The organism is Bacillus sp. lyk4-R2A-2 (assembly GCF_030209735.1).
Lineage (GTDB): Bacteria > Bacillota > Bacilli > Bacillales > Bacillaceae > Bacillus > Bacillus pumilus.
This window is the reverse complement of record NZ_JARVRK010000006.1, coordinates 648149-671542: the sequence shown is the minus strand read 5'-3', so window position 1 is coordinate 671542 and position 23394 is coordinate 648149. Positions and strand designations below refer to the sequence as shown.

Annotated in this window: 22 protein-coding genes and 1 pseudogene; 16 read left to right on the top strand and 7 right to left on the bottom strand. The window is 40.1% G+C overall.

What is annotated here, in order from left to right:
- Window positions 1–50 precede the first annotated feature (50 nt).
- Genes qoxA through qoxD form a run of 4 tightly spaced genes read left to right on the top strand, consistent with a single transcriptional unit; the run spans window position 51 to window position 3992 of the window.
- Window positions 51–1007, top strand: coding sequence for a cytochrome aa3 quinol oxidase subunit II (gene qoxA / locus QRN39_RS14310; RefSeq protein ID WP_095117964.1), 957 nt, complete (start codon window positions 51–53; stop codon window positions 1005–1007).
- A 27-nt stretch (window positions 1008–1034) separates the two neighbouring features.
- The gene (gene qoxB / locus QRN39_RS14305) at window positions 1035–2993 is read left to right on the top strand and encodes a cytochrome aa3 quinol oxidase subunit I (protein ID WP_003215069.1); all 1959 of its coding nucleotides are present in this window, start codon (window positions 1035–1037) and stop codon (window positions 2991–2993) included.
- Window positions 2993–3610 (top strand): cytochrome aa3 quinol oxidase subunit III, encoded by a 618-nt coding sequence (gene qoxC, locus QRN39_RS14300; RefSeq protein ID WP_003214975.1) that lies wholly within the window; start codon window positions 2993–2995, stop codon window positions 3608–3610. Before qoxB ends, qoxC begins: the two co-directional genes overlap by 1 nt.
- Window position 3611: 1 nt before the next feature.
- A complete protein-coding gene (gene qoxD, locus QRN39_RS14295; protein ID WP_003215204.1) occupies window positions 3612–3992 on the top strand; it encodes a cytochrome aa3 quinol oxidase subunit IV in 381 nt (126 codons plus the stop codon).
- A 77-nt stretch (window positions 3993–4069) separates the two neighbouring features.
- Here the strand turns inward: qoxD and QRN39_RS14290 are convergent, their stop codons facing one another.
- Window positions 4070–4336 carry a spore morphogenesis/germination protein YwcE gene (locus QRN39_RS14290; RefSeq protein ID WP_003215279.1) on the bottom strand — a complete coding sequence of 89 codons (267 nt, stop codon included), beginning with the start codon at window positions 4334–4336 and terminating at the stop codon, window positions 4070–4072.
- Between the two features lie 476 nt (window positions 4337–4812).
- Here QRN39_RS14290 and QRN39_RS14285 point away from each other — a divergent pair, with 476 nt between their 5' ends.
- The 3 genes from QRN39_RS14285 (at window position 4813) to QRN39_RS14275 (ending at window position 7943) form a co-directional block, all read left to right on the top strand.
- Complete coding sequence (locus tag QRN39_RS14285) at window positions 4813–6024, top strand: FtsW/RodA/SpoVE family cell cycle protein (protein ID WP_003214578.1); 1212 nt, start codon at window positions 4813–4815, stop codon at window positions 6022–6024.
- 110 nt (window positions 6025–6134) lie between these two features.
- On the top strand, window positions 6135–6884 hold the full coding sequence (nfsA, locus tag QRN39_RS14280; protein ID WP_226804398.1) for an oxygen-insensitive NADPH nitroreductase: 750 nt from the start codon (window positions 6135–6137) through the stop codon (window positions 6882–6884).
- Window positions 6885–6941: 57 nt separating this feature from the next.
- Entirely contained in the window at window positions 6942–7943 is a 1002-nt protein-coding gene (locus QRN39_RS14275) for an LLM class flavin-dependent oxidoreductase (protein ID WP_284907479.1), read from the top strand.
- A gap of 323 nt (window positions 7944–8266) precedes the next feature.
- On the opposite strand, the gene QRN39_RS14270 is transcribed toward QRN39_RS14275, so the two are convergent.
- Window positions 8267–10693 (bottom strand): S8 family peptidase, encoded by a 2427-nt coding sequence (locus QRN39_RS14270; protein ID WP_284907478.1) that lies wholly within the window; start codon window positions 10691–10693, stop codon window positions 8267–8269.
- A 500-nt stretch (window positions 10694–11193) separates the two neighbouring features.
- Here QRN39_RS14270 and QRN39_RS14265 point away from each other — a divergent pair, with 500 nt between their 5' ends.
- From QRN39_RS14265 to QRN39_RS14250, 4 genes are all read left to right on the top strand, one after another.
- The gene (locus QRN39_RS14265; protein ID WP_050944509.1) at window positions 11194–11472 is read left to right on the top strand and encodes a hypothetical protein; all 279 of its coding nucleotides are present in this window, start codon (window positions 11194–11196) and stop codon (window positions 11470–11472) included.
- A 52-nt stretch (window positions 11473–11524) separates the two neighbouring features.
- Window positions 11525–12358, top strand: coding sequence for a PRD domain-containing protein (locus QRN39_RS14260; RefSeq protein ID WP_050944508.1), 834 nt, complete (start codon window positions 11525–11527; stop codon window positions 12356–12358).
- Window positions 12359–12611: 253 nt separating this feature from the next.
- Entirely contained in the window at window positions 12612–14000 is a 1389-nt protein-coding gene (locus QRN39_RS14255) for a sucrose-specific PTS transporter subunit IIBC (RefSeq protein ID WP_212045684.1), read from the top strand.
- Window positions 14001–14019: 19 nt separating this feature from the next.
- Window positions 14020–15477 (top strand): sucrose-6-phosphate hydrolase, encoded by a 1458-nt coding sequence (locus QRN39_RS14250; RefSeq protein WP_284907476.1) that lies wholly within the window; start codon window positions 14020–14022, stop codon window positions 15475–15477.
- A 603-nt stretch (window positions 15478–16080) separates the two neighbouring features.
- Here the strand turns inward: QRN39_RS14250 and QRN39_RS14245 are convergent.
- Window positions 16081–16617: a helix-turn-helix domain-containing protein gene (locus tag QRN39_RS14245; RefSeq protein WP_284907475.1), complete on the bottom strand. Its 537-nt coding sequence runs from the start codon at window positions 16615–16617 to the stop codon at window positions 16081–16083.
- A gap of 124 nt (window positions 16618–16741) precedes the next feature.
- Here QRN39_RS14245 and QRN39_RS14240 point away from each other — a divergent pair, with 124 nt between their 5' ends.
- The 3 genes from QRN39_RS14240 to QRN39_RS14230 all read left to right on the top strand — a co-directional run bounded on the left by QRN39_RS14240 (window position 16742) and on the right by QRN39_RS14230 (window position 18115).
- Complete coding sequence (locus QRN39_RS14240) at window positions 16742–17275, top strand: dihydrofolate reductase family protein (protein WP_212045682.1); 534 nt, start codon at window positions 16742–16744, stop codon at window positions 17273–17275.
- A 205-nt stretch (window positions 17276–17480) separates the two neighbouring features.
- Complete coding sequence (locus QRN39_RS14235; RefSeq protein ID WP_249118181.1) at window positions 17481–17765, top strand: hypothetical protein; 285 nt, start codon at window positions 17481–17483, stop codon at window positions 17763–17765.
- Between the two features lie 131 nt (window positions 17766–17896).
- Window positions 17897–18115: a site-specific integrase gene (locus tag QRN39_RS14230; protein WP_284907473.1), complete on the top strand. Its 219-nt coding sequence runs from the start codon at window positions 17897–17899 to the stop codon at window positions 18113–18115.
- Between the two features lie 692 nt (window positions 18116–18807).
- Here QRN39_RS14230 and QRN39_RS14225 read toward each other — a convergent pair.
- The 3 genes and pseudogenes from QRN39_RS14225 to QRN39_RS18440 form a co-directional block, all read right to left on the bottom strand.
- Window positions 18808–19440 (bottom strand): type 1 glutamine amidotransferase family protein, encoded by a 633-nt coding sequence (locus QRN39_RS14225; protein ID WP_251190655.1) that lies wholly within the window; start codon window positions 19438–19440, stop codon window positions 18808–18810.
- A 74-nt stretch (window positions 19441–19514) separates the two neighbouring features.
- Window positions 19515–20477, bottom strand: coding sequence for a helix-turn-helix transcriptional regulator (locus QRN39_RS14220; protein ID WP_212045680.1), 963 nt, complete (start codon window positions 20475–20477; stop codon window positions 19515–19517).
- 64 nt (window positions 20478–20541) lie between these two features.
- A pseudogene (locus QRN39_RS18440) lies at window positions 20542–20646 on the bottom strand (recombinase family protein); the annotation flags it as partial.
- Between the two features lie 396 nt (window positions 20647–21042).
- Here QRN39_RS18440 and QRN39_RS14215 point away from each other — a divergent pair.
- Together QRN39_RS14215 and QRN39_RS14210 are read left to right on the top strand one after the other, a co-directional pair.
- Window positions 21043–21297 (top strand): hypothetical protein, encoded by a 255-nt coding sequence (locus QRN39_RS14215; RefSeq protein ID WP_008359596.1) that lies wholly within the window; start codon window positions 21043–21045, stop codon window positions 21295–21297.
- Between the two features lie 154 nt (window positions 21298–21451).
- Window positions 21452–22525, top strand: a complete 1074-nt coding sequence (locus QRN39_RS14210; protein WP_284907470.1) for a chitobiase/beta-hexosaminidase C-terminal domain-containing protein — start codon at window positions 21452–21454, stop codon at window positions 22523–22525.
- A gap of 48 nt (window positions 22526–22573) precedes the next feature.
- Here QRN39_RS14210 and QRN39_RS14205 read toward each other — a convergent pair whose 3' ends face one another.
- Window positions 22574–23383 (bottom strand): bifunctional hydroxymethylpyrimidine kinase/phosphomethylpyrimidine kinase, encoded by an 810-nt coding sequence (locus QRN39_RS14205; protein WP_044140232.1) that lies wholly within the window; start codon window positions 23381–23383, stop codon window positions 22574–22576.
- Between the last annotated feature and the right edge of the window lie 11 nt (window positions 23384–23394).

Here is a 23394-nt window from a genome sequence, read left to right as displayed (position 1 = left end):
ATGGCTTTTCACAATTATTCAGCAATATATACATTATCTAAGGAAGGATGGTGATCTTCTTGTTCAGAGCCATTAAACCTATGCTTTTATTAGCGATGCTCGTGAGTGTTTTTTTATTAGGAGGTTGCAGCAATATCGCTGTTTTAGATCCTAAAGGACCTGTCGCAGCACAACAAAAAGACTTAATCCTTTTATCCATCGGATTCATGCTCTTTATCGTTGGTGCGGTATTTGTACTGTTTACCATCATTTTGGTAAAATACCGTGAGCGTAAGGACGTTGGAAACGCCTCTTATAATCCAGAACTACACGGGAATACGCTTCTAGAAGTTATCTGGACAGTGATCCCAATATTAATCGTTGCTGCCCTTTCAGTTCCAACTGTAAAAACAATTTACTCTTTGGAAGAGGCACCTCAAGCAACAAGCCATAAAGATCCTCTTGTCGTTTATGCTACAGCTGTTGATTGGAAATGGATCTTTAGCTATCCAGAGGAAAATATTGAGACAGTGAACTACTTAAACATTCCAAAAGATCAGCCGGTTTTATTCAAAATCACTTCTGCTGATACAATGGCATCACTATGGATTCCTCAGCTAGGCGGGGAGAAGTATGCGATGGCTGGAATGGAGATGGAACAATATCTTCAAGCTGATCAAGTTGGCACATATGAAGGAAGAAACGCCAACTTCACAGGCGAGGGCTTTGCTCAGCAAAAATTCAAAGTCAATGCGATGAAGCAGTCTGACTATGATAAATGGGTAAGCAAAACGAAAAAAGAAGCACCAAAGTTAACGAAGAAAACGTATGACTACTTGATGCTTCCTGATGCTGCAGATGTGCAGACATTCTCATCAACACATTTATCCTTTGCGAAGCATGGAGAGGATTCTGAATACGCACTCCAAGCACGCAAACGTTTAGGTTACCAATCAGTTTCTCCGCATTCCAAAACAGATCCTTTCGAGAATGTGAAGAACTATAAAAGAAAACTAGATAATGAATAAACTGACTAAGGAAAGGAGGAGGCCGTTATGCATTTGAAATGGGATGAGTTTTTTGTAACTGGAGACCCATTAATTCTTGGTGCGCAAATTTCTATCGCTCTTACTTCCATTGCTATCGTGTTTGTTTTAACCTACTTTAAAAAGTGGAAATGGCTTTGGAAAGAATGGCTAACATCAGTTGATCATAAAAAGCTTGGGATCATGTATATCCTTGCTGCTGTGATTATGTTCTTCCGCGGTGGGGTAGACGGACTGATGATGCGCGCACAGCTGGCGCTTCCTAATAATACGTTTTTAGATTCCAACCACTATAATGAAATTTTCACAACGCATGGTACGATCATGATTCTATTCATGGCGATGCCATTTTTAATTGGTTTAATCAACGTCGTTGTACCTCTTCAAATTGGTGCACGTGACGTTGCATTCCCTTATTTGAACAACCTGAGCTTCTGGACATTTATGGTCGGAGCGATGCTGTTCAACATTTCCTTCGTCATTGGAGGATCACCAAGTGCAGGCTGGACGAGTTACATGCCGCTCGCCGGAAATGATTTCTCACCAGGACCTGGACAGAACTATTACTTGCTCGGGCTCCAAATTGCAGGTATTGGTACACTTATGACTGGTATTAACTTCATGGTGACCATTTTAAAAATGCGTACAAAAGGTATGACGCTTATGCGTATGCCAATGTTTACATGGACAACATTGATCACGTCTGTCATCATCGTATTCGCATTCCCTGTACTAACAGTTGCTTTAGCACTTATGACATTTGATCGTTTATTCGGTTCTGCATTCTTTACACTCGAAGCAGGCGGTATGCCAATGCTTTGGGCGAACCTTTTCTGGATTTGGGGACATCCTGAGGTATATATCGTGATCCTGCCGGCTTTCGGTATTTTCTCAGAAATCTTTGCGACGTTCTCAAGAAAACAGTTGTTTGGTTACAAAGCGATGGTTGTATCGATTGTGGCAATCTCTGTGCTTAGTTTCCTTGTGTGGGTTCACCACTTCTTTACAATGGGGAACAGTGCAGCGGTTAACTCATTCTTCTCGATTACAACAATGGCAATTTCTGTACCAACAGGTGTGAAAATCTTTAACTGGCTCTTTACGATGTATCGAGGCCGTATCAGCTTTACTTCACCAATGCTTTGGGCACTTGGTTTCATCCCGAACTTCGTTATCGGTGGTGTCACTGGGGTTATGCTTGCGATGGCAGCTGCGGATTACCAGTACCATAACACGTACTTCCTTGTATCCCACTTCCACTATGTATTAATCGCAGGTACTGTGTTTGCTTGTTTTGCTGGTCTTGTTTTCTGGTATCCAAAAATGTTTGGTTACAAGTTAAACGAAAGAATCGGCAAATGGTTCTTCTGGGTATTCATGATCGGATTTAACATCTGTTTCTTCCCGCAGTACTTCTTAGGACTGCAAGGAATGCCAAGACGTATTTATACGTATGGACCAGAAGATGGCTGGACTGCACTAAACTTTATCTCAACAATTGGTGCATTTATGATGGGTGTCGGATTCATCATCCTTTGCTACAACATTTACTACAGCTGGAGACACGCGAAACGTGAAGTGTCTGGAGACAGCTGGGGAGAGGGACGTACTCTTGACTGGGCGACATCTTCTGCAATTCCGCCGCATTATAACTTTGCAGCACTTCCAGAAGTGACAACACCAGATGCATTCCATCACTGGAAGCAAAACAATGTAGACGTTCATCCTGAAAAAGAATTCAAGAAAATTCACATGCCGCACAATTCAGGCAGACCACTTATCATGTCTGCATTCTTCGGACTTGGTGCATTCGGTCTTGTATTTGAATGGTACTGGATTGGCGTTATTGGCTTAATCGGTGTATTCGCAACAATGATTTTACGCTCATTTGAATATGACGATGGCTACTATATTCCTGTTGAAGAAGTGATTGAAACAGAGAAAAAGAATAAGGAGGCGCAGAAGTAATGGGACATAATGATAGCAGCTATGCAAATGCACCGCTTGAATATCAGTCTGAAACGGGACGTTTAAACATCCTTGGTTTCTGGATATTCCTTGGCGCGGAAATCGTGTTATTCTCAACACTTTTTGCGACCTACTTTGTTCTTCATGGCAGAACAGCTGGCGGCGTTTTACCAGCTGAGCTGTTTGATATGAAGCTTGTATTGATCATGACATTCCTGCTATTGGTTAGTTCATTTACATGTGGGATTGCCGTTCATGAAATGCGCCGTGGAAGTACAAAAGGGGTTGTCATTTGGACGATTCTGACACTGCTTCTAGGTGCAGGCTTCGTTGGCTTTGAGATTTTCGAGTTCTTCCATTATGTACATGAGGGCGCGAGCATTCATACAAGTGCGTATTGGTCTGCATTCTTTGTACTCTTAGGAACTCACGGACTACACGTATCCATCGGTATCTTCTGGATTACCGGGGTCTTGTTCCAAATTAAAAAACGTGGATTAACTCCACAAACAGCATCGAAGATTTTTATCTCAAGTCTATACTGGCATTTCCTTGATGTAGTATGGATTTTCATCTTCACAGCTGTTTACTTGATCGGATTAGGGGGGCTTTTGTGATATGGCTGGAAAAACAAATTCCTCAGCAGAGCACGAACACTTCCCTTGGAAACACGTAGTTGGCTTCATCCTATCCATCGTGCTAACGATCTTAGCATTCTGGATTGCCATTGGAGCTGAAATTGGCAGTTCTGCAAAACTTTGGATTATCTTTGGTTTTGCCTTCATTCAAGCGTTCTTGCAGCTATTCATGTTTATGCACATGACAGAAAGCGAGAACGGAACTGTTCAAGTCGGAAATACATTGTTTGGTCTGTTTTGTGCGATTATCTTCGTTATCGGATCTGTTTGGATCTTTGCGGCTCACTACAGCCACGGAGAGAACAGCAAAGACGGTTATTCACCTTCTGCGCCAAAGCAATCTGAGCATTCAGAGAAATAATAAAAAACCACTCATCTCTCAAAGGTGAGTGGTTTTTATCATGATGTTGATAACGTCTCCAATAAGTGGTGCGTTATTTATCTGGTGCTACTGAATCTTTTGCGAATGAATGGAAGTCCATAAATGAGGAACGCTGCAATATGTGCCAAAATGACGTTAATGGCAAAGAATGCGATCATGAAGGTATGTCCTGCTGGAGATAAACTGCTTGTCATGTAAAGACCGAAGAAAATCCACATAATCATAATGGGTGGAATTGAAGCTAGCGCAATTTTTCTGTTTTCAAGCCATAAAAACAGGGGTGTAGCCGTTGCAATACATAGGTACGCAAAGAACATATCCATCGTATCCAACTCCTTTGTAAGTTGATGTTCAATTCAAATGAGAGGTCAGGATGCAATTGTGTCTGTTTTTAGGAGATATTGTGAACATTTTGTTACAAGTATTATACCACAATTGACTTTGAAGTAAACTCAATAATTGGAAAATGGGCCTTATTCCGTAGAAAGTGGCTTTTTCCTTTTCTCTTCATAAAACTTATGCTGACTTGATAATTGCTTGTCATATCGCCACATAGGTCATTGAATTTTCCCCTTAATATCTGTAAAATAATCTTTTTAAAGGACTCGTGATCGGTTGAATGGAAAGAGTATAGAGGAATTTTTTCCTATTATTAGGATGAAAAGTATTTCATTTTTTGAAAAATGATTGGAACCTTTCGGATGTATCTTCCGTCATATTTAAGGTGAGTTGCTTTTGTGAAAATTTCAATCTAATATAAATAAGGGCTTTTATGTTTTGTAATAAGGGTGGTTAGTTCATGAACAAGCAGAATACATCTCCGTACTATCAAGGGGATTTAATTTTTATATTTTTAGCCTTCTTTGCCATCAGTGTCATTGCGATTTATGCTGCGGGTCAATTTGGGCAGTATGGATCTAATGCATGGACCAGACAGATTATTTATTACATGGTCGGAGTTATATGTATCGTAGCCATAAATTACTTTGATTTGGAGCAATTAGAGAAGCTCAGTCTCTATATTTTTATAGGCGGCATCCTGTTGTTACTCTTTCTGAAAGTCGCTCCTGCACAAATCGGAGGTCATGATTTTGCTCCAATTAAAAATGGTGCAAAAAGCTGGTTTGTGATACCGGGGGTTGGAACACTTCAGCCCTCAGAGTTCATGAAAATTGGTTTGATTATGATGCTCGCATCTGTTATTGGCAAGTCAAGCCCTAGAGGAAAACGGACATTAGAAGATGATATCTTCCTTCTATTAAAAATTGCCGGGGTGGCAGCTGTTCCAGTTGGACTGATTTTCTTACAGGATGCAGGTACGGCAGCTGTCTGTATGTTTATTGTCGTTGTGATGGTGTTTTTATCAGGGGTCAATTGGAAGCTGATTTCTCTCATCGGTTCCGTTGTTGTGCTTTTAGTTGCCGCTGTGTTAGCCGTGATCATCCTTTTCCCTGATGTTGCGAAAACAATTGGTATTCAGCAGTATCAGATTAACCGGATTACCGCTTGGCTACCTGATAGTTCAACGTCAACCAACCAAGCGCAGACTCAGGATGCCTCGGGGTCTGATAAATATCAAGTAGACCAGGCTATCATGGCTATTGGTGCTGGACAGATTTTTGGGAATGGGGTTAAAAACTTAAAGGTCTATGTCCCAGAAGCACAAACAGATATGATTTTCTCCATTATAGGAGAAGCCTTTGGCTTTATCGGCTGTGCGTTTGTTGTGATCATGTTCTTCTTCTTGATCTACCGGCTTGTCGTGCTGATTGACCGTATCCATCCTTATAGCCGATTCGCGTCATTCTTCTGTGTGGGATATACAGCACTTATTGTGATCCATACGTTCCAGAACATTGGGATGAACATAGGTGTGATGCCTGTAACAGGAATTCCGCTCCTATTTATCAGCTTCGGAGGAAGCTCTGTTTTATCTGTTCTCATTGGATTCGGGATTGCTTATAATGCAAGTGTTCAATTAACGAAATACCAAAGTTATTTATTTAAATAAAACGGGTAAGGGCAGTCTAAGCATAGACTGTCTTTTTTCATTCGAGTTTTAATTTTTGAAAAGCCATATGTCTTTGCCTTATGATAGTAGAAGTGAAGGAGGTCTTCGAATTGAACAAAACGATAGAAACGATATTAAATCATCGGTCCATCCGTTCGTTTACAGACGAGCGTTTGTCCGAAGAAGAGGTGCTGACACTTATTAAAAGTGCACAGGCTGCTTCGACATCAAGCTATGTACAGGCGTATAGTATTATTGGGGTGACAGATCAGGAGAAGAAGGCCAAGCTTGCTGAACTGGCTGGGAATCAGCCATACGTTGAGAAGAATGGGCATTTCTTTGTCTTCTGTGCAGACTTGAAACGCCATGATGATATTGCAAAAAAGGCAGGGAAGAATCATCAGGAGGCGCTTGAGAATACAGAAGCCTTTCTCATTAGCGTCATTGATACGGCGCTCGCTGCGCAAAATATGAGTATAGCCGCAGAATCAATGGGACTTGGGATCTGCTATATAGGCGGTCTGCGTAATCAACTGAGAGAAGTCTCTGATTTGCTTGAAACGCCATCATATGTGCTGCCGTTATTTGGTCTGGTTGTCGGACATCCAGCGAATCAATCGTCACAAAAGGAACGACTGCCAGTTGAACTCATTTATCATGAAAATTCATATCAGCAAGATGAAGCGCATGTGGATCGTTATTTAAAAGAATACGATGATCGTATTTCATCATATTATGAAGAACGGACAAACGGAGAGAGAACAGATACTTGGTCTAAGCAGATGCTTCGCGGCTTTAGTCAGCCAAAGCGTGCCTTCCTTGGAGAATTTGTGAAAGAGAAGGGCTTTAATCGAAAATAAATAAGACATCCCCCCTTTCGATTGAGAGAGGGGGATTTCTGTAAGAGGTGCAGTAAGATGAAATTAAGTATACTGGATCAATCTCCTTTGATTGGAGATGCAACACCTGCTGAAGCCTTAAAGCAAACGGTTGAATTGGCAAAGCAGGCAGAGAAGTGGGGCTATCACCGTTTTTGGGTATCAGAGCATCATTTTTCAAACCGGCTTGCAGGATCAAGTCCAGAGGTGCTTCTTGGTCATTTATCAGCCGTTACGTCAAACATACGTATTGGCTCAGGCGGTGTGATGCTGCCCCACTACAGTGCCTATAAAGTAGCAGAGAACTTCAGGGTTCTTGAAGCCCTCGCTCCTGGCAGAATCGATCTTGGGATTGGACGTGCTCCTGGTGGTATGCCCATTTCCTCCATAGCTCTTCATCATGGTGAACGAAAACGTCTAGGTGATCAATATCCTGAGCAGGTAGAAGAGCTGAAGGTCTATTTACACGACCTAGCAGATGAATTTTATTCACTGCCTCATTTAATCGCTTCTCCGAAGGTAGAGACTGCACCAGAGGTATGGATGCTTGGTTCCTCTGGAGGAAGTGCAAGACTTGCGGCGAAAGCAGGTGCAGGCTATACGTTTGCGCTATTTATCAATGGCGAAGGCGGAGAAGATTCTGTGGAGCAATATATCAACCGGTTCGAACCTTCAGCATTCGGTGATGAGCCGCGCGTTAGTCTGGCGGTCTTCGTTTTATGTGCTGAAACAGAGGAACAGGCAGAAAAACTGGCAGTCAGCTTAGATTTATCCTTACTCGCCAATGAACAGGGGCAAAACCTCGGGGGCTTTCCTTCATATGAAGAGGCACAGGCTTATTCCTATAGTCCGTATGAACAAAAACGAGTGGCTGCCAATCGTCAAAGGATGGTGGTTGGGACGCCATCTTCTGTGAAAAAGCAGCTGACGGCACTAACGAAGGCTTATCGTACAAATGAAGTGATCGCCGTGACCATCACTCACCGCATGCAAGACCGGCTCACATCTTATCGTTTATTAAAGGAAGCCTTTGATGCATAACGTATGTATGTCTGTTTACCGTCCACGCAGCCGGTAGATAGGGAAGAGGAGCATCATGATGAAAATAAACGAGGCTGTCACCAGCAAACTAAGCGGGTAAATGAAGGACACATAGACCGTCAGCTCGCATGCTTGATGAAAAGGACGAGGATGGTTCGCATATTAAAGGGTGAAAAAATACACCAAGGTGATCGTTAGAAAAAAAGCAATAAAAAAAGAAACGATCCATAGCAATATCAACATCAATCTCTCTTTCCTCCATATATGATCGAAAAGCCTTGATGAGCGATCCACTCATACAAGGCTTTTCTTGTGATTCACATTTATTCAGGATAAATATCGAAAGGTTCCTTCGTTTGAACCGTGTCGGATTTCCCTTTCAAACTTGCATACGCAAGCATTGTATACTCACCAGGTTCGAGCTTTTGACCTTGATTAATTGTGCCATTCCATTTTACGCGGTGTTCTCCTTTATCAACATGTTGATAAACACCTGCTTCACCTAAATATTCTCCATCTGTCGAGTAGACGAGGAATGCAAGGTTTTCAGCTCCGCCAGGCAGATAGCTGCTAATGACATAGCTTCCAGCACGGTTATCCGGCTCTACAGAAACCGAAGTGACGCGAGGATAATCAGGCTCTTTTACAATCAATAAAGTCGGAATTTCTGTGACCTTTCTGCCATTTTCGCGAAGGGTAATGCTACCTTGGTACGTTCCTTTTTTCGTTTTACCGTATTTCACTTGTACCGCGGAAGTAAAGGACCCAGTGGAATTCCCTTTGACAGTGATTTTTTTCGTTCCATTTGTGCTGATGCCGCTGCCATCGAATTTGTAATCAATGGTATACGTTTTCGGTGCTTTTGAAAGGTTTTCTACCTTGAATTTCTTTGTTTTGATTTGAACGCCTTTTTCTTTCAAGAAAGTGCCGTAAGAATAACTCGCATCAGAAACGATAGATGACGCTTGGAGTGATTCAATGATTCGAACACTGCCTGTCCCTTGTGTGTTGTGAGGGAATGGGCTGCCGTTTGCGTCAAATAGTTTTTCTGCTGTATTCATGAGTAATGCTTTGATTTGTTCTGTTGAGTAAGATGGTTTTGCTTGCTTCATGATCGCTGCAACCCCTGCCACATGCGGTGAAGCCATGCTTGTCCCTTGCTTTGAGCCATATCCGTAAGGCTGAGAAGGATCATGCGTTGGGATTGTACTCACAATGCTGACGCCTGGCGCTGATAAATCAGGTTTAATCATCCACGTATCCACAACTGGTCCACGAGATGAGAAGTCAGCGACTTGCTCACTAAGTTCTTTGACAAATTGAATGGAGAAAGTCGTTGTATTGTTTCCAGCCTCAATGGCTTTGACAAGCGCCGTTCCTTCAGCTTTTGAAAGCTTAATCGTAGGAAGAGCAAGACCTGGTACATCGACTGGAATTTCTCCATCGGTGTTGTTATACATCACAACGCCGATTGCACCAGCAGCTTTTGCATTGTCGACTTTATCAACAAAGGCAATGGCTCCTCGTTCGATCACGGCAACCTTTCCTTTCACATCGATGTCTTCAAATGCTTTTTCGTCACCGATACCTGCATGGACGAGTGTGACTTGTTTTTGGTCAAGTGCTTTTAAATCACTCTCTTGGTAGTAGCCCATCACTTTTGCAGTAGAATAGTTCGGGAATTTCACATTGTAAAGGCTGTACGGAAGCTGAGTTGCTCCGACAGATATTGCATCTCTTGACGTGCCGGGAGATCCGACTGTCCAGCTGTTCGGACCGCTGTTTCCATTTGATGTGACAGCGACAACGCCTTCAGACATGGCCCAATCGAGTGCGATGCTTGTAGCATAATCAGGATTATTCACACTATTTCCGAGAGAGAGGTTCATGACATCTGCTCCATCAGTAACAGCACGGTCGATGCCTGCAAGGACGTTTTCAGTCGTCCCAGAACCGCCTGGTCCAAGTACACGGTACGCAAGAAGTGAGGCATCCTTTGCGACACCTTTAATTTGTCCATTGGCAGCAATTGTTCCTGCGACGTGTGTGCCATGGTCTGTCGATTCACCTCTAGGGTCTCCTTTAGGTGTCTCTTGCGGAGAATAATCATTATCAACAAAATCATAGCCTTTGTATAAACCGAAGTTTCCTTTTAAATCAGGGTGGGTATAGTCTACTCCAGTATCAATGACAGCGACTTTTACCCCTTTTCCAGAGTAGCCGGCATCCCAAGCTTTTGGGGCACCGATAAATGGAGCGCTTTTATCCATAAGGGGGGAGACATCTTCGTTTGGAAGCTGGATGCTTTCTTTTTTCACTTCATCTGTTTGATATGTAACATCCGGATAAACGGCTTTTACTCCGTCAACTGCGAGCAGCTTCGGAATTTCGTTTGCAGGAAGTTTCATCGAGAAACCAGAGAAGACTTTTTCGTATTCTTGACGAACACTCGCTTTATCAATTTCTTTGAGTGCTTCATTTTTTACTTTTGTTCGAGATTTTTTGAGGGAGGCCTTTGTTTGAGCTTTGCCTTCTTGCTTTGCTTCAACTAAGGATTTTTCCTTTAATTCAACAATGACAGTGGTGTGTTTTCTAGAATTGACATTGATTTCACCGAAGATTTCTGCTTTTTCCAGTTCCACCTGTTTGTTTGATGGAGCGGCACTAGCCTGTTGACCTGTAAAGAATGTGGATAAAATAAAAATAGTGGAGAACAATAGAACAGAAGAACGAGAGACGACCTTTTTCATTAATTTTCCCCTTTCTAGCTGTGTTTTTAGGGAGATAGCCTTTCTTTTTGTGAATAAATAGGAAAGATTCACTGCCCGTTATTAAGTATTCAATACGATGAAAACAATTCCTTTACTAAAATGGTCTTATTTTACATAGTTATAAAGAACTATTTTGTTTATAAAGTCTCACTTATACACAAACTTCTGTTGATAACTCAATTATTTAGATATATATATGGAAAACAAAAAAATCTCATACACAAAATCTAGTAATGGGGTGTTGATATGTGGATAAACCCTGTTGATAAGGTGTGCTTATCTTTTGGATATAGTGTGTATAAAATTTTTATTCAAACACCCTCGTACATGATGATTTTCTGCACTTTTCAACAAAACTTCTGAAAACTAGTTTGTTTTTTCACCCAGATTGTGACAAACCTCTCTTTTTTCTCGGGATATGATAGGAGCAGTTGTTTTGCTAGAACTGCTAGATTCTAAGAAAAGCGGAGGGATGTTCGGTGAGGAAATTCAGAAACTGGTTGAGTGTATGGTTTGGTTTCATGATGAATGTGCTTGTGAATCCTGGTGTGATGATGAAGCAGCAACGTTTTCAGGCGGCTGCGGTGGATGATCGTTTCTTTCAAGTCGTGAACGAGAGAGAGCTAGAGAAGCTGGCAGAAGAAAAGAACAAGAAGCGCAGGTCAGAGAAACCGTTTAAGCAAAGTCTGATGATGCTTGATGAGAAGACGACGAGAGAGGCGCGTGCTGGTCCACTCTTACCTTTACATGGGAGATGAAACAGGGTAAAATCCCACATAAGAAACGTTATCTAGTGGGAGAGGATACCCCTTGAAGATATATAAGATATTGAATAACAATGCGGTGATTGTAAAGGAGGGTGATCAGGAGAAAATTGTGATGGGGCCCGGAATTGCTTTTCAGAAGGGGAAAAATGACGTCATTCCCGTTCAAAAAATAGAGAAAATCTTTGTTGTGCGTGAAGAAAATGAGAAATTCAAACAAATTCTTGCGACATTGCCCGAAGCGCATATTGAGGTGGCAGAGCATATCATCAGTTATGCAGAGGGTGAACTGATGATGCCGCTTAGTGATCATATCCACATATCACTGACTGACCATTTATCCTTTGCCATTGAGCGCATTCAAAAGGGCATTGTGCTATATAATAAATTGCTTGGTGAGATCAAAGTCTTATATAAGCAGGAATATGAAATTGGAAAGTATGCCATTCGTTATGTAAAGGATCGGCTTGGGGTTGAACTGCCGGACGATGAGGCAGGGTATGTGGCACTCCATATTCATACGGCCAAAATGAATACGGAGTCTATGAAAAAAACCGTGAAATATACAACGATGATCAAAGAAATGATCGAGCATATAGAAAGCTATTTTCAGCATTCAATTGATGAGGATAGTATTTCCTATCAGCGACTTGTGACACATTTGAGGTATGCATTAGGCAGGTTGGAATCAAATGAGGCATTTCAAATCATGGACGATGACATGCTGAGTTTTATCCAAACAAAGTATGATTTGGCTTACCAGTGTGCACGTGGACTCGCTGAATTGTTAAAAAATGAATATGAACTTCATCTCCCTGAATCGGAGATCGGCTACATCACGCTGCATGTCCAGCGTCTGCAGGATGCCGAATTGGTTTAGTGGTTGTGCCTGCATGCAGGCTTTTTTTTATGCACACTACTTTAAATAGTGTATATGGGTCAATAGATTCGAAAAAAGAGGTTGACGCACGTGACGCTCTTATACTATGATGAAAGCGTAATCAAAACTTGATATCGCGGGATTGTGACTGTCAGGCAGGCAAGACCTAAAATTTGCGTAACGAGGGGACGTGTATGTCCTTTTATCGTTAGTGAATTTTAGGTCTTTTTTGTTTTAAAAAGGAGGAGACAACATGGATTATCAAAAAACAGCCAAAGAATTAACAGAACTATTAGGCGGCAAGAAAAATGTCATCAGTGCCACGCATTGTGCAACAAGACTCAGATTGGTGATGAAAGATGAGGAACTGATTGACAAAGATGCCATTGAGGAACTTGAAGGGGTAAAGGGGGCTTTCTCAAGCTCGGGGCAATTCCAAATCATTTTTGGAACGGGAGCGGTCAACAAAGTATATGAACCATTTGCTCGTGAGACCGGCCTTGAGACAGACGACGAGAAAGAAAAACCTGTCAGCCATGATGAAGCAGTGAAACAAAAAATGAATCCACTTGCACGTTTTGCAAAGACGTTGTCAAATATTTTTGTACCGATCATTCCAGCCATTGTTGCAAGCGGTTTATTAATGGGGCTTTTAGGCATGATGAAAGCCTTCAAATGGGCTGACCCAAGCTCCGCGATCTTCCAAATGCTTGATATGTTCTCAAGTGCAGCCTTTATCATTTTACCGATTTTAATTGGTGTCAGTGCAGCGAAAGAGTTTGGTGGAAATCCGTATTTAGGAGCCGTTATTGGGGGGATTATGATTCACCCGAACCTGCTCAACCCGTGGGGACTGACGGATGCGAAACCAGAGTATATGCATTTATTCAATTTTGATATTGCTCTTCTTGGTTACCAAGGAACAGTCATTCCAGTGTTATTGACTGTGTACATCATGTGCCTTGTTGAAAAGTATTTAAGAAAAGTGGTTCCGAACAGTATTGATTTACTTGTGACCCCATTTGTGACGGTGATTGTGACTGGATTTGTGACGTTTATTGCTGTTGGACCGCTTGGAAGAATGCTCGGTACAGGAATTTCGAATGCACTGACATTTATTTATGATCACGCAGGGTTCTTAGCAGGACTTATTTTCGGAGGAGCCTACTCTCTCATTGTGCTCACAGGGGTTCATCATAGCTTCCATGCGATTGAAGCAGGACTGCTGAATGATATTGGGCGGAACTATTTGCTGCCAATTTGGGCGATGTCCAACGTAGCGCAAGGCGGGGCAGGCTTGGCAGTCTTTTTCTTAGCGAAACGCGCGAAAACAAAAGAAATTGCACTTCCTGCAGCCTTCTCAGCTTTCCTAGGGATTACCGAGCCTGTTATATTCGGTGTCAACCTCCGCTATCGTAAACCGTTTATTGCCGCGATGATCGGAGGCGCATTAGGCGGGGCATTTGTTGTCTTCACAAAGGTAGCCGCCAACGCCTATGGTTTAACGGGGATTCCGATGATTGCGATTGCAGCGCCATTCGGTGTGCAAAATGTGGTGAATTATGTGATTGGTATGTTAATCGCTGTTGCTGTTTCATTTACTCTTACCATCATCTTTAAAGTAAAAGAAGTCGAAAAATAATCAAGGAGTGGTCACAGTCATGACAACAACTGACGCAGTACTTCGTCAAAAGGTAGCAGAACGTATTCGAAACTACGAGCATTTGGTGAAAAAAGATGTGTACCGCCAGCATTTTCATTTAATGCCGCCAGTAGGTCTTTTAAATGACCCGAATGGGTTGATTCAGTGGAAAGGCGTTTACCACGTTTTTTATCAGTGGCAGCCATTCGAAACGGGTCACGGCGCAAAATTTTGGGGCCATTACACATCGACAGATCTAGTAAATTGGCAGCACGAGGAAGCCGCCCTTTCGCCAAGTGATTGGTTTGATCAAAACGGCTGTTATTCTGGCAGTGCAGTCATTGACGATGGACATATTTATGTGATGTACACTGGCAACGTTCGCGATGAACAAGGGAACCGCGAGACGTATCAATGTTTAGCTGTTTCAGAGGATGGCATTCATTTTCAGAAAAAAGGTGTCGTGGCGACGCTGCCAGATGGATTCACCGCCCATTTTCGTGATCCGAAAGTATGGAAGCGAAATGGCCAGTGGTACATGGTTCTAGGTGCACAAAGCCTGAACCTGAAAGGGAATCTCGTCTTGTTTACCTCTGATACTTTAGACAATTGGACGTTTCAAGGCATCATTGCAGGCAGTGGGAAAAATGGATTAGAGGATTTCGGCTATATGTGGGAATGTCCAGATCTATTTGAATTAGATGGCCGGGATGTATTGATTGTGTCGCCGCAGGGGCTCAAGCCGGATGGCTTAAAATATCATAATACACATCAATCAGGCTATTTTGTTGGGAGATTGGATGACCATACTTATCAATATACGCACGGAGCATTTGAGGAGCTAGACCGAGGCTTTGACTTCTATGCGCAGCAAACCTTTCTAGACGAATCAGGCAGACGTCTTTTAATCGGATGGATGGGAGTGCCTGATCAAGGAGAAGAGCATCACCCAACGATTTCGTATCAATGGATACACTGCCTCACCATTCCGAGAGAGCTGCGTTTAGATGATGACGGACATCTGATTCAAAAGCCAGTCACTGAGCTTCAGGCGATGAGAACCAACGAACAAGAGCATATTTTCCATATCAAACGCTCCGTTCAATCGATTCCTGTAGATGATATTACGAGCGCAGAGTTATTCATTGATCAAATTGATACACAAAAAGGGTTTGAATGCTGTATTCGAGCGGCAGCCCGTATCATTTATGATAAAGATGAGGGCAAACTGACACTAGAGCGAGATCGATTTGAAGATCGATCAAAAGAAGTTCGAGAAGTAGCAATAGAGGAATTACAAGATCTTCACATCTTTATCGATGCATCGTCGATTGAGATTTTTGTAAACGGAGGCCGGGAAGTATTGACTGCTCGTTACTTTCCTTCCCCGGGAAATAAATCAATCTCGATCAGTGGTAGAAATGAAACAAATCTTAAACTAAAAACATGGCATTTACAAAGAGAAGCAGGTCGTTGATCTGCTCAACAAGTAGGGAAACGTCTACGTCTTCTACAACGATGATCAGTATGATGTGAAATTGAATTTTCCAGTTGATAAGTACCAAGAAACAGCGCAATGCTATAAATAAGGGAGCTCTTCAGCCGCCTTCACGATTGATAGAAAAGGTGCCGATCAAGGATAAGGAATGTCAAACAAGAAAAAAGAGATGAATCATGAGTTTGTATAGGTAGAAATCTACCTGTATGAAATATCACTACTAAAGCTAAAGAAGAGCGAAAAAGAAGCAGGAAGGGATAGCCTGCTTCTTTTTGTTTTGAGAAGAGACAAAGTAATTATTAAGAATCTCAATCTATAGGCAACATTTGAACCAATTTGAACTACGATAGATGATAGTTGAATACAATTGTTCTTAGTTACCTTGAACCTGACTTACTATAAATATCAAATAAATTGTATTATATCAGTTTGGACTAAGTATCCCCGAACTGTCCCCTAAAAAAGACTGATAACACATATCAGTCTTTTTTTCGCTTTTTATTATGATTTCTTTTTCAACTAAACATCTTTTGGTTTCCGAAAACACATTTTGATTCTTTCAGGTCTAAAATGTTACGTATTTTACTGAAATAAATCTTTTAAGATTAACTTGTGATATAAGGAATCTAGTTCTTTGGGCGTTAATCTCTTAGTTAGTGATTTATTCCAGTTGTCTAAAAAATTGATATTAGACAGAATATATTTACTAAGAAAAGAAGGTTCAAAACTAGTAGGGAGCATTTCTTCGAAATAATACTCCATTTCTATTTCAAGTAATTTTGATAGATATTCAGTTAAAAAAAGGTTGAACGGTTCATCATTTACATGATTACTGATCAGCTTTCTTGCTTTAGAAAATTTATAAAAAGCGTCAGCTGTTTGAAAAGGTTGATGTATTCTATCATGAATATTAATTTCAGTAAATTTGCTCCATAAAATGGAAGCTCCAAATTCTAATAGATTGTATTTATCATGAAAAAGTCTATAGAAAGTTGAACGATGAATCCCTGATTGTTCGCATATTGTATTTATAGGAATTTTAGAAAATGTCCATTCTTCATTTGTAAGGAGTGAATAAAATTGTTCCCATATATATTTCTTTTGATTAACTGCTTTCATCATAATCTCCCAAGAGTCATAATTAAAAAAGTTCTATTTTGAGACAAAATCTATTTTTGTATCTTTTTCTTCTTCACTTAACAGTATAATATAAAATTATGCTTAATAAAAGGAGGAGAATAAAATGACGAGAAAAGTAATACTTTACATTGCTACAAGTATTGATGGATATATCGCAGATTCTGCTGGAGGAATTGAATGGTTATCATTAGATGAAACTTCGGGATTAGAAAAAGATGAAACCTATAATAAATTTTACAAGGAGATAGATACTGTTATCATGGGAAGAACAACTTATGATCAAGTAGTAAATGAACTATCTCCAAACTTTTATCCATACGAGAATAAAGTTAATTACGTGTTAACTAATAGAGATGGTGACGATAGAGCGAACGTAAATTTCTCAAGTGAGAATGTAGTTGATCTTGTAGAGAGAGCGAAAAATGAAAATGGAAAAGCTATCTGGATTGTTGGCGGAAATAGTGTAATAATGCCGTTAGTTGAAAAGAATTTGATTGATGAATATCGTATTGCTACAGTTCCTGTTATACTTGGGAAAGGAATTCCATTATTTAATACATTTAATAAATCAATTTTTTTAAAACTGAAAGAGTCATATAGTATTAATAGTATTTGTTATCACACATTTACAAAGTAGAGAAAACTTAGCAGATGATTCAAGTAAAGGAACGCTGATTGAACTGTCTGGTTTGGCGAAAAACTAAATTCAGAAATTAAACTAAACCATACAAAAAGAATCCGTGTCGGTGGCGAAGCCAAACCGATGCGGATTCCTTTTTTAGTATGTGTTAACCCCATGTTCTAACAGGGGGCTAACAAGTAACAGGAAACTGTCTCAACTATTGACAGATCAACGTTCTTATTGTCACATTCCAGTAGGAAATGGTCAACATAAGAAATTGACAAAATCATTTGATAAAAAAAGTGAAGCAAAGCGTTGGGCTTTAGAAAATGAATTAGAAAAAGGAAATGGGAAACAATTAGCTGAGCGTTCTACCACTTTTGCTGTGTACTTTGAAAATTGGATTTATATTATCAAAAAAAATGATGTCAAAGAAACTACTTTTCAAATTACCAACGTACTTCGTCAAGTATTGTTAAACGACTTTTTGGTGACATTCAGTTAAAAGATTTGAATGACATCGTAGTTCAACGTAAAATCGACGAGTATGCTAAAACACATTCCCGTAAGACAGCACATGAAGTTCTCTTAAAAATCAAAACGGCTCTACGTGATGCGTATGCTAGAGGTTACCTAGTGAGTAATTTTGCTAGTTTGGTAAAAACTCGTGATGAGGAATTACCTAAGCGTAATAAAGCCCTATCAATTACCGATTTTAAAACATTACGCAGATACATTCTAGAAAATACCGATGACGAGTTTAATGTGTTGGTATTGCTTGCTTTAGAAACTGGATTGCGGCGTTGTGAACTTTTAGGTATTCGGCCAGAAGATGTATATGAGTACGGCATATAGGTTAGACGTTCCATATGTCCAACTTCTGATGACACTTCTTTAAAAATTAAAAATTCTAAACGTGATGTGCCCATCAATAAAGAAGTCTATCAAATACTCAAAAAACTCCCCATTAAAGCAGGTGGCTTTTATTTTGATTCTGACGGATTCCATCAATCAGCTAAATTACTCAAAAAGTTAGATATTCTCAAAACGACGTTTCATGGATTACGTGATACCCATGCATCATTTCTATTCTCTCAAGATATCGATATTGCCTATGTACCAAAACGCTAAAGTCATATCAATATTCAGACAACGCAGAACTATTATCTTGAATTGATGCCAGAAAAAAAGCACCAGCAAGATGCTGATGCTTTAAACCTTTTAAATTTTTTGTCAAATTGATATTTTGAACCAACTTGAACCAAAAAACTCTTGTAAACGTTGATACAACAAGGAGTTGATTAACGTTTTGCGCAGTGAGTAAACCTCTATTTTCCTGAAAAGCGCAGAGGAAGTGCTTGTACATGACCAATGAAAGAAATACAATTACAGCGTTCCATTGTTGGGCCGCTAAGACCCCTTTATCAAGGAACGATCTCCTCTAATTTCAATAGAGTGAATAGCTTGTTAAAGTAGGATGTTAGAGCATGTGATGTTTCATTCTTTTTATTTGAATTAACATAAACCTGCTAAGTTGATTTTTTAGCTCAGCTATTTATTGAATTCATTAACTTGAAGAAGTATTCAGGTTGATGAGTCTTATTTAGGTTATACCATGAATGTAATGTATCTGGTGCAAATACATCTAATTTTTTCAATACTTCCATCGCAAATTCCAGAGGGGCTATTCCTGAGGCAGTAACTAAATTCGCATCAGATATTGCAGATCCCGCCTCATAGAACTTTTCCCCTTTATAGTTAGGACATACCATTTTAGTGTATTCTAAATTATTACTTGTATGCTTTCTAGTATCTAAGTATCCCATGTTCGCAAGAGCCTCAGTGGCACCACAAATTGCAGCAACAATAGTGTCATTCTTTAAAGCCTTGCCAACTAATTCTAAGATGGGTTGATGAATTTCTTCATTCCAAGTAGTCCCTCCTGGTAAAATTAAAAGATCTTTACTCTCAAGAATACATTCATCGAGGGAAATATCTGGTTTTATGCTCAGTCCTCCCATAGTAGTAATCATTTCTTTATTAGCTCCTACTGTCATTACTTTTAAAGGTGCTAAACCTTTTTTGAAATATCTTCCTGAGTTTAGTTCAGCAATTAAATATCCATATTCCCAGTCCGACATTGTGTTAAATACATATAGAAATACTTTTTTTGTTTGCATCCAATAACACTCCAATCACAAGTGATATAGCTATTATAAAATAACTTCCCTGACAGTTAACGTCAGGGAAGTTATCATACTTGGTGAAATTTTATTAATTCCGACAGAACTTCAATAAGTCTTTTTTTAAGACTTATTGGCTCAATAACTTTAATAGATTTATTGTACGGTAAAAGTAAATAAGGTACATATGTATGTATCATGTCTTTTTCAAGAAGAAAAACTGCTTGATTTGAAGTCCGTTCTTGTAAATAATGTCCTAAAAACCAATGTTGGCAAATATCAGCCAATACACTTTTATCCCCATTAATAACCAATGAAATAATTTCTTCCTTATCTTCTATAGTTGGAAGGAGGTTTTTTATAAAAAAGTCACGTGCTGAAAAATTTTCTGGTCTGTTAAAATGATTTTCAGTTAGCATAAGACTTTCAATTCGATCTACTCTAAAACTGCGGATATCATTTCTTAGATGACAAAATCCAATCACATACCACTTATTATTCCAATAGATAATTCTGTACGGATCAATCAATCTATAATTTAATTGCTTTTCTCCAATTTTCTGGTAAAGAATTTTTACTGAATGCCTGTGCGCTAAGGCCTGCTCCAACTCTTTCAAAGAAGATTCCATAGAGAAAGAACTTACTCGACTTATTACTTCAAGACTAGTTACATGTTGGTTTATCTTTGATTCCTGCTCTTGATTTGAGTATTTACTTAGTTTTGAAATGGCCCTATTTAAGGCTTCACCTCCGTAATATCCGGCTTCTTCTGCAAAAACAGCAGCGTGAAATAGTGAAGTTTGTTCCTCAGAATCAAAAAAAAGAGGAGCCTCAATGAAATTGTTCATTAAAGTGTATCCACCGTTATGTCCTGGTTCTGAAATTATAGGTACGCCACTTGTTGAAATTGTATCAATATAACGATACACAGTCCTTATATTAATTTCTAACTTTTCTGAAATTTGTTTCGCAGTAATTTTCTCACCTGAATGAAGCATCCATAGAATTGCTAACATATTGTCAATTTTAGGCATGTGATTTCACCTCTATATGAAATTTATTTTCTGTTATACATTTCTGATTTTTTAGTATAACTCATCAACTGTTCCTTTCCGATAGCTTTCTATACAATGATGCCCTAGACATTGTGATTTCACAAATTTGATTTACAGTGTGATCTCACTCTTTATAAAGCTTTACTGCTTAATCCATTCTTACATCATATTTCTCCTTAGGATGGGAGCATATCACTAGGAGAATACCTAATTCTAAAAAATGGTTGCGTTCGATTCTCTAAGACCATTAAACCTTTCTTAACGTTGTTAAAACTGTGGTAATCGTTAATTATACTTTTTCTTACAGTTGATTGTAGAAAAACATGGGTGTCTCTACAATCTGAGCTGATCATTGATCTGCTTTTTCTAGTTAAATCAACCTGTATCTTATAGCCTATAACGTGTATATACAAGGCTGGCTGGAAGCGGTTTGATGACGTTTTACATATAGGATATCAAGTGGCATTATGGTATCATTTTAAAATATATACAGCTGAGGCTGACGTTTATCCAAATGCGGTAGGACAAAAAAGGGGTTGTTTATTTGAATTCAAAACAGCAGCCGACGACTAGAAAACGCTTGGAGACAATGGCAGATCATGTTGAAGATAAACGTGAAGAATATAAAGAATTGCTCATTCAAGTCCAATCTATTCTCGGTGAACCTTCTCTAGAGCAGGAAGAATTAAAAGAGAAGCTGTCAGATACGTATAAACAAATGAAAGAATATGCCTTATTTGTTGAATCCATTGAAGCCTTTATTCGAAAAATGGCGAAAGAATCTGATCAGCAAAAGTAGGTATTCATTTATGGATAAAAGAGTGTACTTGCGTGCGAGTGCACTCTTTTATTTCGGTCAGATGATTCAGAAATTAAAATGAAAGCGTTGACATTTCTATTGTCATGATAAATAATAAATAAAAATTCATCTGAGCATGTACAGGAGGAACGATATGAACCATACAACCAAGAAATGCCTGATCACCTTTATCATTGTCCTATTTTCTATGAGTTTTCTTTTTCCTTCCGTTTCTTCTGCCCGAAATCATACGTCGTATTTTGCATCAACTGCTTCAGTCCCATCTGGTCAATATTATCGTTCACAAGAGGTAGCTCTGCATTCTCACGTTCAAAAAGCTTCTCTTTATTACACAACAGATGGCAGCCAGCCGACAACCCAAAGTCAGTTATACAAAAAGCCCATTCATATAGAAACTGATACGACTTTAAAAGTAAGCGCTTACAAGAAAAACCACCGCCTTTCCACGTCTACGTACAATTATCGCTTTGTCACACGAGAGGACATTGCATCATCTTTTTTATCTTTCGAATACCAAGGAATGCCTTATCGGCTGTATATTCCAAAAAACCGTAAGAGGGGTAAAGCCTATCCTCTAGTCCTGTTCTTACATGGAGGCGGGGAGAGGGGAACAGACAATCAAAAGCAGTTACTTGCGAATGATGGTGCAGTTTTATGGGCTTCCCCTGAAGTCCAAAAGAAACATCCTTCGTACGTACTAGCACCTCAGGCGCGAAATGCTGTCGATGGAGGATTTGCATTAACAAGAAATTTGCAAAATGAAATCGATCTGACAAACGTGTTTCAATTTTCACCAGATTTACACAAAGCTTATGATGTCCTTCAGCATGTGTTAACTTCTTATCAGATTGATCAGAGAAGAATTTATGCGACGGGTTTATCACAAGGTGGATTTGGGACGTACCAGTTGAACATCACATATCCTCGTTTGTTTGCAGCGATGATTCCTATTGCGGGGGGTGCAGATCCAAGCAAGGTAGGAATTTTAGCGCACAAGCCGATATGGGCATTTCATGCAGAAGATGATTCCATTATCCCTATCAGCTATGCGAGAAATACAATTCAAGCTATTCAAAAAGCTGGCGGCCAGCCGCTTTATACGGAGTACGCAAGCAAGTATGGATATGACCATGCATCATGGACGCCTGCTTATGAGACACCAGGCTTAACAGATTGGCTGTTTGCACAGAGACGCAGCTATCGATAAACAAAACCCGATTCACCTTCTAACAAGGCGAATCGGGTTTTTTCTGTTTTATTTGTCAAAACGATGAGCAGAATGCTTTGTTGGTCCGATGTATTCATTTAGCTGGAAAGAGCCTTTGATGGCAGCTGTGATGAATTCTTTTGCTGCATAAATGGCTTCTTTCACGTCTGAGCCGTTTGCCAGTTCAGCTGTGACTGCTGCTGAGAATGTGCAGCCTGCGCCGTGTGTGTATTCTGTGTCGATCTTCTCTGTTTCAAGTCGTTCGAAGGTTTGTCCATCATAAAGCAAATCGATCGCTTTATCTGGGCTTAGCTTACCGCCTCCAGTGATGACCACATACTTGGCACCAAGTTCGTGAATGCGTTTTGCTGCTTCTTCCATTTGTTCGATCGTTTTGATCTCACCGATTCCGCTTAATTGACCTGCTTCGAAAAGGTTAGGCGTGATGACTGTTGCCAGTGGCGTAAGCTTTTCGCGCAGTGCTTCCGCGTGCTCTGGATAAAGGACTTCGTTCGCACCCTTACAAACCATAACAGGATCAATGACGACATTTTTCAGGTCATATGTTTTGATGGTGTCAGCCGCAAGTTCGATCACGTCGACTGTTGGGAGCATACCCGTTTTCAGCGCATCTACCCCAATACCTTCTACAATGGTAGAGAGCTGCGCACGAATCGTCGCCGTATCAATTGGAAACACCTGATGATCCCAATGGTTATGAGGGTCCATTGCAACGACAACGGTTAAAGCTGTCATCCCGTAGACGTTTTTTTCTTGAAACGTTTTTAAATCTGCTTGGATACCTGCACCGCCGCTTGAATCCGAGCCTGCGATGGTGAGTGCTTTATTCATAGACATAGTTGCTGAAC